The sequence below is a fragment of the Streptomyces sp. T028 genome, assembly GCF_048159505.1.
Lineage (GTDB): Bacteria > Actinomycetota > Actinomycetes > Streptomycetales > Streptomycetaceae > Streptomyces.
In genome coordinates, this window is sequence record NZ_JBLRVZ010000006.1 from 178,259 (window position 1) to 191,156 (window position 12,898).

The 12,898-nt window shown below is 69.1% G+C and carries 16 protein-coding genes; 8 read left to right on the top strand and 8 right to left on the bottom strand.

Features of this window, described 5'->3' with window-relative positions:
* Positions 1–18 precede the first annotated feature (18 nt).
* Both ACLZN2_RS06510 and ACLZN2_RS06515 read right to left on the bottom strand, forming a co-directional pair.
* The gene (locus tag ACLZN2_RS06510) at positions 19–1,524 is read right to left on the bottom strand and encodes an ABC transporter substrate-binding protein (RefSeq protein ID WP_416977402.1); all 1,506 of its coding nucleotides are present in this window, start codon (positions 1,522–1,524) and stop codon (positions 19–21) included.
* 11 nt (positions 1,525–1,535) lie between these two features.
* Entirely contained in the window at positions 1,536–2,045 is a 510-nt protein-coding gene (locus tag ACLZN2_RS06515; RefSeq protein ID WP_416977560.1) for a GNAT family N-acetyltransferase, read from the bottom strand.
* A 190-nt stretch (positions 2,046–2,235) separates the two neighbouring features.
* On the opposite strand from ACLZN2_RS06515, the gene ACLZN2_RS06520 reads away from it, so the two are divergent.
* The 4 genes from ACLZN2_RS06520 (at position 2,236) to ACLZN2_RS06535 (ending at position 5,824) form a co-directional block, all read left to right on the top strand.
* Positions 2,236–3,183 (top strand): ATP-binding protein, encoded by a 948-nt coding sequence (locus ACLZN2_RS06520; RefSeq protein WP_416977403.1) that lies wholly within the window; start codon positions 2,236–2,238, stop codon positions 3,181–3,183.
* Between the two features lie 53 nt (positions 3,184–3,236).
* The gene (locus ACLZN2_RS06525; protein ID WP_416977404.1) at positions 3,237–3,629 is read left to right on the top strand and encodes an SCO5389 family protein; all 393 of its coding nucleotides are present in this window, start codon (positions 3,237–3,239) and stop codon (positions 3,627–3,629) included.
* A 35-nt stretch (positions 3,630–3,664) separates the two neighbouring features.
* Complete coding sequence (locus ACLZN2_RS06530; protein ID WP_416977405.1) at positions 3,665–4,327, top strand: IPT/TIG domain-containing protein; 663 nt, start codon at positions 3,665–3,667, stop codon at positions 4,325–4,327.
* A gap of 246 nt (positions 4,328–4,573) precedes the next feature.
* Positions 4,574–5,824 carry a hypothetical protein gene (locus ACLZN2_RS06535; protein ID WP_416977406.1) on the top strand — a complete coding sequence of 417 codons (1,251 nt, stop codon included), beginning with the start codon at positions 4,574–4,576 and terminating at the stop codon, positions 5,822–5,824.
* 64 nt (positions 5,825–5,888) lie between these two features.
* Here the strand turns inward: ACLZN2_RS06535 and ACLZN2_RS06540 are convergent, their stop codons facing one another.
* Positions 5,889–6,077 carry a DUF397 domain-containing protein gene (locus ACLZN2_RS06540; protein WP_416977407.1) on the bottom strand — a complete coding sequence of 63 codons (189 nt, stop codon included), beginning with the start codon at positions 6,075–6,077 and terminating at the stop codon, positions 5,889–5,891.
* Positions 6,074–6,946: a helix-turn-helix domain-containing protein gene (locus tag ACLZN2_RS06545; protein WP_416977408.1), complete on the bottom strand. Its 873-nt coding sequence runs from the start codon at positions 6,944–6,946 to the stop codon at positions 6,074–6,076. Before ACLZN2_RS06545 ends, ACLZN2_RS06540 begins: the two co-directional genes overlap by 4 nt.
* Before the next feature lie 165 nt (positions 6,947–7,111).
* Between ACLZN2_RS06545 and ACLZN2_RS06550 the strand changes: the two genes are divergently transcribed.
* Positions 7,112–7,573 carry an ATP-binding protein gene (locus ACLZN2_RS06550; RefSeq protein ID WP_416977409.1) on the top strand — a complete coding sequence of 154 codons (462 nt, stop codon included), beginning with the start codon at positions 7,112–7,114 and terminating at the stop codon, positions 7,571–7,573.
* Positions 7,574–7,715: 142 nt separating this feature from the next.
* Here the strand turns inward: ACLZN2_RS06550 and ACLZN2_RS06555 are convergent, their stop codons facing one another.
* From ACLZN2_RS06555 to ACLZN2_RS06565, 3 genes are read right to left on the bottom strand one after another with little or no spacing between them, the layout of a single operon-like run.
* On the bottom strand, positions 7,716–8,570 hold the full coding sequence (locus ACLZN2_RS06555) for a DUF5753 domain-containing protein (protein WP_416977410.1): 855 nt from the start codon (positions 8,568–8,570) through the stop codon (positions 7,716–7,718).
* Between the two features lie 6 nt (positions 8,571–8,576).
* Positions 8,577–9,092, bottom strand: coding sequence for a DUF6879 family protein (locus ACLZN2_RS06560; protein ID WP_416977411.1), 516 nt, complete (start codon positions 9,090–9,092; stop codon positions 8,577–8,579).
* Positions 9,067–9,318, bottom strand: coding sequence for a hypothetical protein (locus ACLZN2_RS06565; protein WP_416977412.1), 252 nt, complete (start codon positions 9,316–9,318; stop codon positions 9,067–9,069). Before ACLZN2_RS06565 ends, ACLZN2_RS06560 begins: the two co-directional genes overlap by 26 nt.
* 300 nt (positions 9,319–9,618) lie before the next feature.
* On the opposite strand from ACLZN2_RS06565, the gene ACLZN2_RS06570 reads away from it, so the two are divergent.
* Positions 9,619–10,119, top strand: coding sequence for a hypothetical protein (locus tag ACLZN2_RS06570; RefSeq protein WP_416977413.1), 501 nt, complete (start codon positions 9,619–9,621; stop codon positions 10,117–10,119).
* Positions 10,120–10,199: 80 nt separating this feature from the next.
* The gene (locus tag ACLZN2_RS06575; protein ID WP_416977414.1) at positions 10,200–10,853 is read left to right on the top strand and encodes a class I SAM-dependent methyltransferase; all 654 of its coding nucleotides are present in this window, start codon (positions 10,200–10,202) and stop codon (positions 10,851–10,853) included.
* 89 nt (positions 10,854–10,942) lie between these two features.
* Here ACLZN2_RS06575 and ACLZN2_RS06580 read toward each other — a convergent pair whose 3' ends face one another.
* Entirely contained in the window at positions 10,943–12,286 is a 1,344-nt protein-coding gene (locus tag ACLZN2_RS06580; RefSeq protein ID WP_416977415.1) for an endonuclease domain-containing protein, read from the bottom strand.
* A gap of 197 nt (positions 12,287–12,483) precedes the next feature.
* Between ACLZN2_RS06580 and ACLZN2_RS06585 the strand changes: the two genes are divergently transcribed.
* Complete coding sequence (locus ACLZN2_RS06585; RefSeq protein ID WP_416977416.1) at positions 12,484–12,894, top strand: hypothetical protein; 411 nt, start codon at positions 12,484–12,486, stop codon at positions 12,892–12,894.
* Positions 12,895–12,898 lie beyond the last annotated feature (4 nt).

Here is a 12,898-nt window from a genome sequence, read left to right on the forward strand (position 1 = left end):
ACCCGCTTCCCACGCGGCTCAGCGCCGGGTGCCGGTGCCGACCAGGGTGCGCTCATACGGGTCGAGGAGCACCCCGCCGACCGAGGCCGCGACCCCGGTGATGACACGCTGGTGGACCAGGGGGACGACGGCGTCGGTGCCGAGGATCACGGCCTCGGCGGCCAGGGCGGCGTCCTGCCGCTTGCCGGTGTCGGCGACCGCCCGCGCCCGTTCGACGGCCCGGTCCACGTCCTTGTCGCACAGCAGCGCCAGGTTGTAGCCGCCGTCGCAGGTGAAGTCACTGGCGAGCAGGGAGACCGGGTCACCCGTGTCGAGGAGGCTGTTGCGGGCACCGACGAACGCGTCGAACGTCCCGGCCAGCGCGTCGCTCTCCAGACGCGCGTACGCGCGCACCTCCAGCCTCACCACGAACCCGGCGTTCTCCAGCTGCTGCTTCAACACCTGGGCGACTTCAGGGAGTTCGGGCCGGTTGTCGTAGGTGGCGAGAGTGATCGAGGCACCCTCGGGCTTCCCGGCCTCGACCCGCCCGACCGGCGTGACCCGCTTGGCCCCGGCCCAGGTGACGGCGGGGCCGTAGATGCCGGCGCCGGGGTCGGCATGACCTTCGTGGACGCCGTCGGCGAGCACGCCGGTGTCGACGGCGGCGCGGGCCGCGGCCCGCAGCGAGGCGTCCTTGAAGACGCCCGACCTGGTGTTGAGGAGCAGGCTGGTGGTGCGGGTGGTGGCGGTCTCGCGGCGGCTGCCGGCGTCGAGCGTGGCCGCCTGGGCGACGGGTATCGCCTCGGCGAGGTCGATCTGTCCGGTGCGCAGGGCGTTGGCGCGGGCGGTGCCGTCGGCGATGAAACGCGCGTCGATGCCGGAGGCCTGGGCGCGTCCGCCCCAGTGGTCGTCGAACCGGTCGAGGGCGGCGGCCGTGGTGCCGGTGACCTCGGTGAGTTCGAAGGGGCCGGTGGCGGTGCCGACCGGGTCGACGGCGCCCTTCTCCTCGTACGCCTTCGGAGCGAGTACGGCGAGGCCGGGACTCGCCAGCCGCAGCGGCAGCACGGGGTCGGGTTCGGCCGTGGTGATCCGTACGCCTGTCGCCCCCCGCGCCTCCGCCGTGAGGGTGACGCCGGTCAGGGCGGCCGGAACGGGCTCGGCCCGGCCGGCGCCGATGAGGGCGGTGACCACGGCGGCCGGGGTGACCTCCGTGCCGTCCTGGAAGACGGCCTCGCGCAGGGTGAACAGCCAGCTCCGGTCGTTCTCGCGCCGCCAGGACGAGGCGAGCGCGGGCGCGGCGGCGCCGTTGGCGTCGAGGGCGGTCAGCCCCTCGGTCACGCCCAGGCGGCTGAGGATCGTGGCGTCGGCGCCGTACGGGGAGAGGTTCTCGACGGGCGGGAAGGCGAGGGCGACACGCAGCCGCGCACCGTCCTTGCCGTCGGCCGCCTCGCCGCTGTCGCCGTCTCCGGGGGAGGCGAAACAGCCGGTGAGCAGCGGGGTGAGCAGGAACGCGGCGAGGAGACGCGGGCGGCGGGGAGGGCGCATGGGAGACCGACCTAAGGAGTGAGAGAGCGTGGGGCTGCGTGACTGAGGGAGGGCAGGGGGAGCTCGAAATGGACGATCCGCTGGCCGCCGTCGGGGTCCTCGCGCTCGTCGTGCACGACCTCGCCCAGCGACCGCCAGAAGGCCTCGGCCCCCTCGACGGCGGGGTCGGTGTGCAGATAGACGGAGCGGTATCCGCCGTCGGCGGCGGCGAAGGCGAGGAGTGCCGCGACGAGCCGCCGGGCGAGACCGCGCCGCCGGTGCTCGGGGCGCACGTACACCCGACGCACCTGCGCGGTCTCCCCCGACGGAAAGCGTTCGGCCACCTGCCGCGGGTTCGGCGGATGCACGGGCCCGCGCGAGTCCAGCGCGCCAGTGCCAACGACCTCCCCGCCGGCACCGCCCAGCGCCACCAACAAGGTGTGGCGGGGCGGCGTCAGATACGCGGCGGCCGGGTCGATGATGTCGCCGTGCCAGCGGGGGACGTATCCGCTGCCGAAGTCGCGGTAGACGGTGTCGAGCATGACGGCACGGGCACCGTCGAGGTCGTCACGGCTTGCGGTCTTGATGCAATAACTGTGCACTTGCAGATCATATGCATTAAGGAGCTCACCGACGATCACCACGCCCCTCCCGCCCTCGACTTGACAGTGATCACGACCGAGCCCTAAACATAGCCACATGACATTCATTTTCAAAACGGCGGGTCGGTAGATGCGCGTCGCGTTCGTCGGCAAGGGCGGCAGCGGCAAGACGACCCTCTCTGCGCTGTTCGCCCGCGAACTGGCACGGTCCGGCGCACCCGTGCTCGCCGTCGACGGCGACATCAACCAGCACCTGGCCGAGGCGCTCGCCCCCGACGCCGGCCCGTTCACCGCCCCGCCGCTCGCCGCGCACCTGGGCGAGATCAAGGACCTCCTGCGCGGCACCAACCCGCGGATCGCCTCCCGCGAGGCGATGATCAAGACCACCCCTCCGGGCCGGGGATCACGGCTGCTGCGCCTGCTCGGCGACGACGAGTTGCACACACGCCACGTCCAACAGGTGGGCGGCGTCCCGCTGATGGTCACCGGCGAGTTCGACGAGAGCGATCTGGGAGTGGCCTGCTACCACTCCAAGCTCGGCGCGGTGGAGCTCTACCTCGGGCATCTGGTCGACGGCCCCGGCGAGTACGTCGTCGTCGACATGACCGCGGGCGCCGACGCCTTCGCCTCCGGCCTGTTCACCCGTTTCGACATGACGTTCCTGGTGGCCGAACCCACCCGCAGGGGCGTCTCCGTCTACCGCCAGTACCGCGACCACGCCGCCGAGTTCGGCATCCCGCTCGCCGTGGTCGGCAACAAGGTGACCGGTGAGGACGATCTGCTGTTCCTCAAGGAGCAGGTGGGCGACGACCTCCTCACCCACCTGGCCCACTCCCCCTGGGTACGCTCCGCCGAACGCGGCACCCCCCAGGGCGAGTTGGAGTCATCCAACCGTCACGCCCTCACCGTCCTGCGCGAGACGGTCGACGCCCGCCCCAAGGACTGGCCGACGCTCCACCGCCACGCCGTCGACTTCCACCTGCGCAACGCCCACGCCTGGGCGGACGCGGCGACGGGCCAGGACCTGGCGGCCCAGGTGGACCCGGAGTTCGTACCGGGCCCGGCATCACTGACCTGACCCCCTCCCTGCCTCCCCTCTCCCCTCTCCCCTCCACAAAGAACAGGACACCCATGTCTCTCGACGTCTCCCCGAGGCTCCTCGCCGAGGCCGAAGCCGGTGACATCCGCGAGGCGGACTTCGTCGACACCGTCCGCACCTCCCTGCCGTACGCCTACGACCTCGTCGAGTCCCTCGCCACCAAACTCCACGCGGGTATCGCCGAGTTCGCCGACAACCAGACCCCGCCGTCGTCCGAGCGGGAGCGCGGCCAACTGCTGCGCGCCCTCGCCAGCGACGCGATCCGCGGCAGCCTGGAACGCCACTTCGGCGTGGCCCTCGCCTTCCAGAACTGCCACCGCGTGGCCGCCTTCCGACCGGAGGCCCGGGACGGGCGGACATACACCCGGTTCACCTCGACCCGGGCACAGGTCCTGAACCAGTCGGCGGAGCTCCGCGACTGCTGACCGACACCCACGACAGTGTGCGGAACCGGGTCCGCGTGCCCCCGGTTCAGAGAAGGCCGGCCAAGGGCTTCGCCGTGGTCAGCGACAACACGCTGACCGTCACCGTGCCTTCCGCCATGCGATCAGCCGTTCCCGTCACCGTGACCGCGAGCGGCGGAACGGCGATCGTCGGCCACTACTACTACCGCAGACTGCCCGTCGTGAACCAGATCTCGGTCACCTCCGGGTCGATGAACGGGGGAAACACCATCACCCTCACCGGGCAACGGTTCGTCGGGGTCAAGACCGTACGGTTCGGCACCCTCAACGCGCCCGCCACCGTTCTGTCGGACACCCAGCTCACCGTGACCGTCCCGCCGTCGGGTCTCGCCCACACCGTCCCCGACTACCTGGTCAACCCGGGAGGCGTCCCCAACAGCCTCTCCTACACCTACATCGGCAGCCCCACCATCACCAGCATCAGTCCCACCTCCGGGCCGAGCACCGGAAGCCGCATCGTGAACCTCAACGGCACCTTCCTGTCCCAGGTCACCGGCGTCACCTTCGGCGGCGTCCCGGTCCTCTCGTTCAAGGTCATGTCCGCCATCAAGGTCCAGACGGTCACACCACCGACGTCCACCCCCGGCCCCGTGACCGTGGTCGCGACGACCTCCACCGGAGCCACGGCCACGTCGCCGACGCCGTACACCTACACCTGACCGCCGTCCGGGCAGGCGAGGTCAACTATCCGTCAACGTCCGCGTAACACGCCAGGAGCAGCCGAACCCGCCCGACCCGTGCTGATACATTTTCTTCACGGTTTTGTACAACCTTTTCCACATCCGGAGAGTCCGCGTCGAAATGCACGCGGACGTTCCGGACCGGCAGGCCCCATCGGGCCAACTCCGTCCCGCAGCCGGGCGGACTCGACCTCACCGAGCCCCAGGGCTCTTCAGGAGCAGGCGTTGGACAACGAGATCCAGCTGATCAGTGACGGCCATGGACTGGCGGTCATCGGGGATGCGACGGACGTCGAACGCTTCCTCGCCTCGGAGGGACTGCCGTCGAAGGACCTCGGGGCGCAACGACTCAAGTCCGTCTTCGGTACCGGGGCCACAGTCACGCAGGCGGGTTCGGACATTGCCGCCAACTCCGGTCGCTGGGTCAAGCTGACCAAGGAGTCTGCGGAGCGCGTCAAGAAGTTCGGATTGATGGACACCAAGACACCAGGCATCAGCCACGCGATGATAGGGAAACCCGGCTCGATCAAGAATTGGCTTCAGATCGATAAGGGGGCCGGCTCGTTCCTGACCAACCCCGCACGTCTGGCCGGTGCCGCAGGGCTCATGGCACAGCTCTCGATGCAGCAGACCATGGAGGAGATCACCGACTACCTCGCCACGATCGACGAGAAGGTCAACGATGTGCTCCGCGCCCAGAAGGATGCTGTGCTGTCCCGCATGATCGGAATGGACCTCGTGATCGAGGAGACCATGACCATCCGAGAGCAGGTGGGCCGAGTCTCCGAGGTCACGTGGTCCAAGGTACAGGCCGCGCCGACGACGATCGCGGAGACCCAGGCGTACGCATTGCGTCAACTCGACGCTCTCGCAGAGAAGTTGGAAAACAATCCCAAGATCGGCGATCTCGCCACGAAGGTCAAGGAAGTCGAGCCCAAGGTTCGGGAGTGGCTCGCTGTTCTGGCTCGCTGCTTCCAACTGCAGGACGCGATCGCCGTGCTCGAACTCGACCGGGTGCTGGACGCGCATCCGGATCAGCTGGACCAGCACCGCCTCGGGCTTCGGGCTTCGCGCCAGAACCGGCTGGATCTCATCTCGCGGAGCACCGTGCGCCTGGTGGCCCGGATGATATCGGCTGCCGACGCGGCCAACTCGAAGGTGCTGCTGCACCCGACCAAATCCCCGGTGGTGGTCCAGTCGAGCAACCATGTGGTGACCGGCGTCCATGACTTCCACGCGCGGCTCGGGATCGAGTCCGGTCGCCAGTCGTCGGAGGCGAGACGATGGGGGGAAGCGGCGGCAGAGGTGAAGGACAAGGCGCTTGAGACTGGAGCGAAGGGCGTCGGTGCCGCCAGAAGCCTCAGCAACGTGACCCTCGACCGGGCCAGTTCGGTCACGGGCAGGCTCTCCAACGAGATCGCCCAGCGAGCGCGCCGCCTGCGCGGGGACGAAAAGGAACGTGACGAGGAAAGCTGAGTGAGCGTCGACCCCCCACACCGTGGGGCGAGCCATCAACCGCCCGCCCCACGGCCAGCCTCTGTCAGTCCTGCCCCGCCGCGAACCCCACGAACCGCGACCACTCCTCACGCCCGACGGCGAAGTGAGGGCGCGTCACATCCTTGGAGTCCCGGACGCAGACGGCCTGTTCGGTGAGGGCAACCTCAACACAGTCGTCGCCCTGGCTACCGCTGAAGCTGGACTTGAACCACGCCAGTTCCGTCGTGCTCATAGCTCTCCTCGGAGTCGCTCCAACAGACCCCGCGAGTCCTTGGCATTCAGGGCCTGCGAGCGCAGTGTGTCATAGCGCTGGAAGAGAAGGCTCACCTCTTTCGGGTCGGAGATCAGACGGCCATTCTGCTGCCCCTCCGAGTACCCCAGCCGCTGCCCCTTCGGGGTCTCCAGCAGCCGAACAGGTCCATCCAGACACGCATGCAACCCCGCCTCCAACGGCACGACCTGCAACGTCACATTGCGCGGCGCGCTCAGCTCCAACACCCGGTCAAACATGTCCCGCATCTGCTCCGCGTCCCCGAACCGCCGCCGGAACACGTGCTCCTCGACGATGAAGCTGAAGGGCGTCGTCGGCCGCTCGAACAGCATCCGCTGCCGTTCCATCCGCTTGGCCATGAAGCTCTCCAACTGCTCGTCCGGCGCTACCGGCACGGTCCCCTCGAACACCGCCCGCGCATACGCCTCCGCCTGCAACAACCCCGGCACCAGCCTGCACTCATACGTACACAGACTCACCGCCTCCCGCTCCAGCCGAGCCCACTGCCGGAACCAGGCCGCCAGCCCCACGTCACCGCGCCCCCGCGTCACGTACTTGGAGCCCTTCCGCAGCGCCCCCGTGTTGCCCAGCACCTCGTCCGCCCGCTCCACGAACGCCACATCAGGCATCCGCCGCCCCAACTCCACCGACTCCACGGTGTGTTTGGAGAACCGGACGAGGTCCGCGAACTCGGTCCTGCTGTATCCCGCGTGTTCACGCAGTGCCTGCTGCACAGCACCCCACGTCCGCAGGCTGTCCGAGGGATCGGGCTCCCGGTCCGCCTCGCCGCCCGTCAGGTCGTCGTCGTTCCCCATGCCGCCGTCGGTCATCCGCGGCCACCTCCGTCTCGCGCACTCCTCGTGGCCCCCACGCCCCGACGGCACCCAGGGTGACGGACAGACCACCGTACTGTCCACAGAATGTGCCCGTACGCTGACGCAGCGTACGGAACCGACAGCCCTCGACCCCCCTCGAACAGCCACCACGATGGCCTCATGAACGCCACCGCGCCTCAACGCCTCGCCACCGTACTCACGTTCGTCCAGCCGCTGTCCGCCACCCGACGCGCGGCCCGGCTGGCCCGCCTCCTCACCACCCGGCAGCTTGAGGTCTGGCAGGTGTCACCCGGGGTGACCGAACGCGTCGAGCAGATCGTCGCCGAACTCGCGTCCAACGCGGTCCTTCACGGTCGAGCCCCGGGACGCGACTTCCGTCTCACCCTCTCCCTCCACCCCACGGCCGGCACCCTCCGCGTCGCCGTCACCGACGCCCGCCCGGACCGGTTCCCCCTCGTGCCGGGAGACGTACCGCCCCTCCCCGACGCCGAGTCGGGTCGCGGGCTCCTCCTGGTCACCGCTCTCGCCGACCGCTGGGGAATGGACCTCTCCGCCCCTCCCCTGAAGACGGTCTGGGCGGAACTCGACGACCGTCCTCCCTCCTTCCACGATCACCATTGATCGCAAGAAGTCCCCAGTTCACCACCACCCCGCACCCCTGAAGCGCTAGGTCACCACGCACCCACCGGTGCGCGAACACAGATCCGGCGCACGAGTGACCGACGGGGGCAGGGGTGACCGACAGGCTTCGCCACGGCAAGGGTCAGCTTAGGGCGTCGATTGCCTTCACGATCAGGGCGCGCGCATCAGCCCCGTACACGGCCAGTTCTGTGAGCCGGGCGAACGCCCGCAAGTACATGTCGAGTTCGCTCGGCGCCGTGACGGTCACCTTCGCGGCGAGCAACTCCACATGGATCCGCGAGTCGTCGAACACCGTGAACTGCTCCAGCGGCCACATGACCGCCTCCCGTGCGGTCGCGGCCGGGATGATGCCGAGAGACATGGATGGCAGAGACATCGCGGCCAGCAGGTGGCCGAGCTGGCCGGCCATCACTTCCTGATCGCCGACCCGGTGATGGAGGACGTTCTCCTCGACCAGGGTCGCGAACCGGTGGTCTCCCTCGTGGATGACGCGCGCGCGGCGCATGCGGACCTTGACCGCGTCGGCCACATCGTCGGGGGTACCGCGAAAGCCCGCGATCGTGCGCATCAGCGCCGTCGCGTAGCCAGGTGTCTGCAGATAACCGGGCACGACGTGGGAGGCGTACACGCGGAACTGGCGGGTGCGCTCGTACAGTTTGGCCGAGGTCTCCGCCAACTGCTTCATGCCGGTCCGCTGTAGCCGCTTCCACTGCAGGTACATGGAGTCGGCTTGCCGGTTGGCCGCGATGAGGTCGTCCGCCTGGTCGTGCGCGCCGCAGGCCGCACACCAGACGCGGATGTCGGCGTCGGCCGGCGCCGTGACAGCGTTCTCGATCCTCGACGACTTGGCGACAGACCAACCCGCGAAACGGGCGAGTTCCTTGCCGGTGATACCCGCGTCCAGGCGCAGTTCCCGCAGCCGGGCCGCGAGAGCTGCGCGCGCTTCCTGCACGCTGGACGTGGGGAACGTAGACATGGACGGCTACTTGACCTCGTACTGATCGTGCGGGATGGCCCGTTCCCAGATCCGTTCGTATGCGGCCGCGTGCCGGGAGACCGTGCTGGGTTCGTCGCAGAGTTCCTTGCTGACCCATTCGCCGTCGCCGGAGAAGTGGTGGATGCGTATCAGCCGCCCGTCGAAGATCCACAGATCGGCGCCCGGGACGAGCAGGTCCCACGCGCGGTGTCGGGGGAGCCAGCGCACCTCCTCGCCGGCTTCCACGTTGGCGCGGGTCTGGTAGTGCTCCCACGCGATGTAGGCGGTGACCGGCTCGGACACGATCCTGACGCGCCGCACGCGCACGCCACGGGCGACAGCGTCCGCGATGTTCTGGTGGTAGGGACGCCACCAGGAACCCCGGTCGTCCCAGTCCACGCACCGGCCGTCCTGCCAGGCTTCGAAGCGAGGGTTGGTGAAGTAGGCGTCCCTCATCTCCAGATGGGCGGCCGACTGCCTGGCGTCGGCGAGGAGTTCAGCGAACTCCGGGATCGAGCTCATCACACGCCTTCCTGATGATCGGGATCATACGTGCCGGGATCCTGATGACGGTCTCGCCGGGCGGGATCGGCGCCCTTGCCGGGGACAAAGCGTCGCAGGTCGCGGTCGTCTCGTCGTCGGCCTGGTAGCTCTGGATCAGCAGATCGTCCGTGTTGGTGTCCACCCAGACTGTGGGGCATCCGTCCTCGTCCGTCTCGGGGTCGATCCCGACGAACCGAATGTTCATGGTGGCTGGTCTCCCGCGCTGGTCGGTTGCAGCGATTTACACCACCATCATGCGCACGCATCGCGTGGTCAAGAGCACATGTCGTTCATGAACAGCGCTCTCAAACTACCGTGTAATTCAGTGCAACTTCGTGGCGCGGCCAATGAAGGAGCTCCTACGGTCGGGGCGGACGATGAACCCGGCGGCCTCGCGGCAGGCCACCTGAACTCCCCGCCGCGGCTCCCCACCCCTGGACAGGTCGAGCAGCCGGGGCGGGTTGCACCACACAGCACGGCAACGCCACCTCCGAAGGGCAGGTCAATGACCGTCACACTCGAACAGCCCGCCAGGACGCTCACGCGGGACCCGAAAGAACTCCTCGACGCGGTCGCTCCGCACATCACCGAGTTGACCGTCAACGTGTTCGACTCCGGCATGAGCCTGTGGGACCGCGAGGTCTCCCTGCTCCTGCGCGACCACACCATGGTCCGCGACATGGCCGAACGGATCCTCGGCAACGCCGTCATGTACGTCATGGGTTCCATCGAGAACCCCGACGTCCATCTGGGCGTCGGCAAGCTCGTCGACATCGGCGTCCACCAGCTCATCCTCGACACACCCGTCTGGTGGGGCATCTGCCGCCTCTACAACGGCGGCCGGTTCAAGCACCACGCCCCGTTCATCGAGCGCCGCCGCGATGGTCTGTGCCTGCGCACCGGCGACTTCCTCCGCTCCCAGGGCTGGGCGATCGACGAGGAGCTGTGGGCCATCGACGGCACGGACTGCTCACCGTGCGACGACAAGGTCCCCGACAGCCACTGATCCCGGCTACAGTCGCCCCCGTCCTCACGGCTCCCCGAGGGCGGGGGCTCCCCGCATCCCGACGACCAAGAGGAACAGCTGTGCCCGTACCGCACGACATCGCCGCCGAGACCGAACTGTGGGACGCCTACGCCGAGTCCGCCTTCAAGGACGACGCCGAGCCGTCGTTCTGCTGGACCCAGTACGTCGGCCACGGCCCCGGACCCGAACTCCTCGGCAGCCCGGAGACCGTGCTGGAGATCGGATGCGGCACCGGCCGCGCCCTCGCCCACCTCGCGCAACAAGGCGTCAAGGCCACCGGGGTCGACCTGTCGCCGCGTATGGTGGCGCTCGCGGGCGAGAAGTGGGCGCCGCTCGGGGTGCGAATCGAGCCGGGGGAGATCCTCGACTGGCTCGCCGCCGATGAGGGGCGGTACGACGCCGTCTACTCCGTCTTCGGCGCGGCCTGGTTTACCGACCCGTCCCGCCTCTTTCCTCTCGTCCACAGGCACCTCGTCCCGGGCGGCGTCTTCGTGTTCTCCCAGCCGCCGGCCATCCCGGGCGCCTACGGACCGCAGGGCATGTACAAGGGCGGGTTCGCGGGGAAGGCCATGTTCACGTATCGGTACAGCTACAAGCCGGCGGTGTGGGAGCGACACCTGCTCCGGGCTGGTTTCACGTCCGCTGAGGCGACGGTGGTGGATGCCCCGGAAGCCGGGCACATCGGCACGCTCATCGTCCAGGCCCGCGCCTGACAGTCGCGTCACGGCCCCGATCGCGGAGGAATCCCACCGATCACCAACCACCGATCGCCGACGGCTGACCGTCGTCGGTCCTCTGCCACTCAGAACAGTGCCAGGCCCTCGCCGCCGGTGTCCGCGACGACCGGCCGGGGCTGGGCAGGAAGGCCGTCCAAGCGGTCGGGGCCGGCCGCGGCGGCCACGGCGGGGGCCGTCTCGGCCAGCCAGAAGCGAAACCGCTCGGCGGCTTCGCGGTAGGGGACTCGCGCCAGGACACGGTGCTCACCGGAGGGGCAGCTGTCGACGGCGACCGTGAGCAGACAGGAACGGGGCGCGTTCTGACTGCCCGTCCAGGACACGCGCAGGACACCGCAGGGCGTGCGCCCACGGGGGACTCGGTGGGTCGGGCGCAGCGATCGGCAGGCTATGTGGGCCGTCCATGCGGCGAGGTGCGGCAGGGGCAGGGTGGTGCGTGCGCGACAGCCGGGGCAGCGGTGCCAGTGGCGGAGCCAGTCGTCGGTGTCGGTGCGGAAGAGGCGTGTGTAGCGGCTCGCCACGCGGATGTCGTTGCTGTACAGGTGGTCGGGACGTTCCAGTGTGTTGCAGGACTGGCAGACGGGGGCGCGGACGTAGCCGTGTTCGTGGCAGTGGTCGAGGACCGCGGCGGGTGCGATACGGCAGACGGCGCACGCCCACCCGGCCAACCTGCGGGAGATACCGGGCTTCCTGCTGAGCACCGAGTACAACTGGCCTTCCAGCTCCGCGGTGTACGGGCGCGGTGAGGCGGTGGGACCCTCGGGGCTCGTCGTCTGCCGACCACGGGCGTCCCGGGCCCGCCGGAGGTGGGAGGACGGCTCGGCGACGGCCGCGCTTGCCTGGCGGGTCCGCGCGGCTCGCACCCACTGCGTTTCGGTGTGCTCGGCCGCGTCCAGCAGCCTGACCACGGCGCGGGGCAGCCACCACGTCCGCCGCGTCCCGTCGCGGGTCTGCTCCACGAGCACCTGCCGCCAGTCGATCCCGGCCAGATGGTACGGCCGGCCGACGTCACGTCGTGCCGCCCCGTCGGGGCCGCCCGGCTCCCGCAGTTCCTGTGTGATGCGCCGGCGCCAACGCAGTGGCGTTTCCTCTTCGCCCTCCTGCGTCGGCGCCCCGCGAAACGGACCGATGCGGACCAGGTCCTGCCGATCCATCCTCACCGCGTTCAGTTCCGCGGCCGCCCTGCGCACCTCGGCCTCCGAGACACTCCACTGACCGCCGCTCGCCCTCACCGTCGCCACCGCGTGGCTGCCGAGCAGGACGTATCCGGTCCGGGCATGGGCAGGCGGGCACGTGAATGCCCCCGAAGCCGTCGGCACAGCGCTGTCGGCCGTCAGATCGACCCATAGACCGTCCGCGGCGCCCAGGGTGATCAGTCCGTCCGTGCGACCGGGCATGACACGCTCTGACATACCGACAGGTTAGCGGCGCCGATGCGGCAACAGGTCTCCCGGCAAGATCCCCGCATCACCCACCAAAGATATCCGTACGCGGGGTTTTCATTCCATGCCGCTCATCACCCCTCATCTCCTGGCGTTTGCCACTTGGAATGTCATGGGCATTCTGTATGGGTCTGATCACCGTGCGTGCGCGCAGCCTTGGGGGGCCGATGCCACGAGGGGATATACGGACGGGACAGGGCACCACCGAATCGGTCGCGGACCTCGTCGCCCGGTTCGGCGAAGAGGTCAGGGCCAAGCTGCAAGGCCCCGCAAGCGCGGTCAGCAGCAGGGAGGACAGCCTCACCGCGCCGGTGGAGCAACTGCTGCGCGGTATGGCGTCGCGGCAGCGCCTCACGCTCGTCGTCCACGGTCAGAGTCGCGTCAAGGAACTCGGCATCCGGCCCGACTTCGCCATCACCAGCGGCGGCAGGACCCTGGGGCACGTCGAACTGAAGCAGCCGGGGTCGGGGGCCGATCCGGAGCGGTGGTCGGTGAAGAGCCACGACCGCAGGCAGTGGGAGAAGATCAAAGCCCTCAACAACGTGCTGTACACCGACGGATACCAGTGGGCGGTCTAACGTC

Excerpts from the sequence above, each read along its gene's own strand:
- ACLZN2_RS06580 (WP_416977415.1), bottom strand. The coding sequence starts at position 12,286 with ATGTCAGAGCGTGTCATGCCCGGTCGCACGGACGGACTGATCACCCTG.
- ACLZN2_RS06540 (WP_416977407.1), bottom strand. The coding sequence starts at position 6,077 with ATGAGCACGACGGAACTGGCGTGGTTCAAGTCCAGCTTCAGCGGTAGC.
- ACLZN2_RS06585 (WP_416977416.1), top strand. The coding sequence starts at position 12,484 with ATGCCACGAGGGGATATACGGACGGGACAGGGCACCACCGAATCGGTC.
- ACLZN2_RS06550 (WP_416977409.1), top strand. The coding sequence starts at position 7,112 with ATGAACGCCACCGCGCCTCAACGCCTCGCCACCGTACTCACGTTCGTC.
- ACLZN2_RS06565 (WP_416977412.1), bottom strand. The coding sequence starts at position 9,318 with ATGAACATTCGGTTCGTCGGGATCGACCCCGAGACGGACGAGGACGGA.
- ACLZN2_RS06560 (WP_416977411.1), bottom strand. The coding sequence starts at position 9,092 with ATGAGCTCGATCCCGGAGTTCGCTGAACTCCTCGCCGACGCCAGGCAG.
- ACLZN2_RS06525 (WP_416977404.1), top strand. The coding sequence starts at position 3,237 with ATGTCTCTCGACGTCTCCCCGAGGCTCCTCGCCGAGGCCGAAGCCGGT.
- ACLZN2_RS06570 (WP_416977413.1), top strand. The coding sequence starts at position 9,619 with ATGACCGTCACACTCGAACAGCCCGCCAGGACGCTCACGCGGGACCCG.
- ACLZN2_RS06510 (WP_416977402.1), bottom strand. The coding sequence starts at position 1,524 with ATGCGCCCTCCCCGCCGCCCGCGTCTCCTCGCCGCGTTCCTGCTCACC.
- ACLZN2_RS06520 (WP_416977403.1), top strand. The coding sequence starts at position 2,236 with ATGCGCGTCGCGTTCGTCGGCAAGGGCGGCAGCGGCAAGACGACCCTC.
- ACLZN2_RS06555 (WP_416977410.1), bottom strand. The coding sequence starts at position 8,570 with ATGTCTACGTTCCCCACGTCCAGCGTGCAGGAAGCGCGCGCAGCTCTC.
- ACLZN2_RS06515 (WP_416977560.1), bottom strand. The coding sequence starts at position 2,045 with ATGCTCGACACCGTCTACCGCGACTTCGGCAGCGGATACGTCCCCCGC.
- ACLZN2_RS06545 (WP_416977408.1), bottom strand. The coding sequence starts at position 6,946 with ATGACCGACGGCGGCATGGGGAACGACGACGACCTGACGGGCGGCGAG.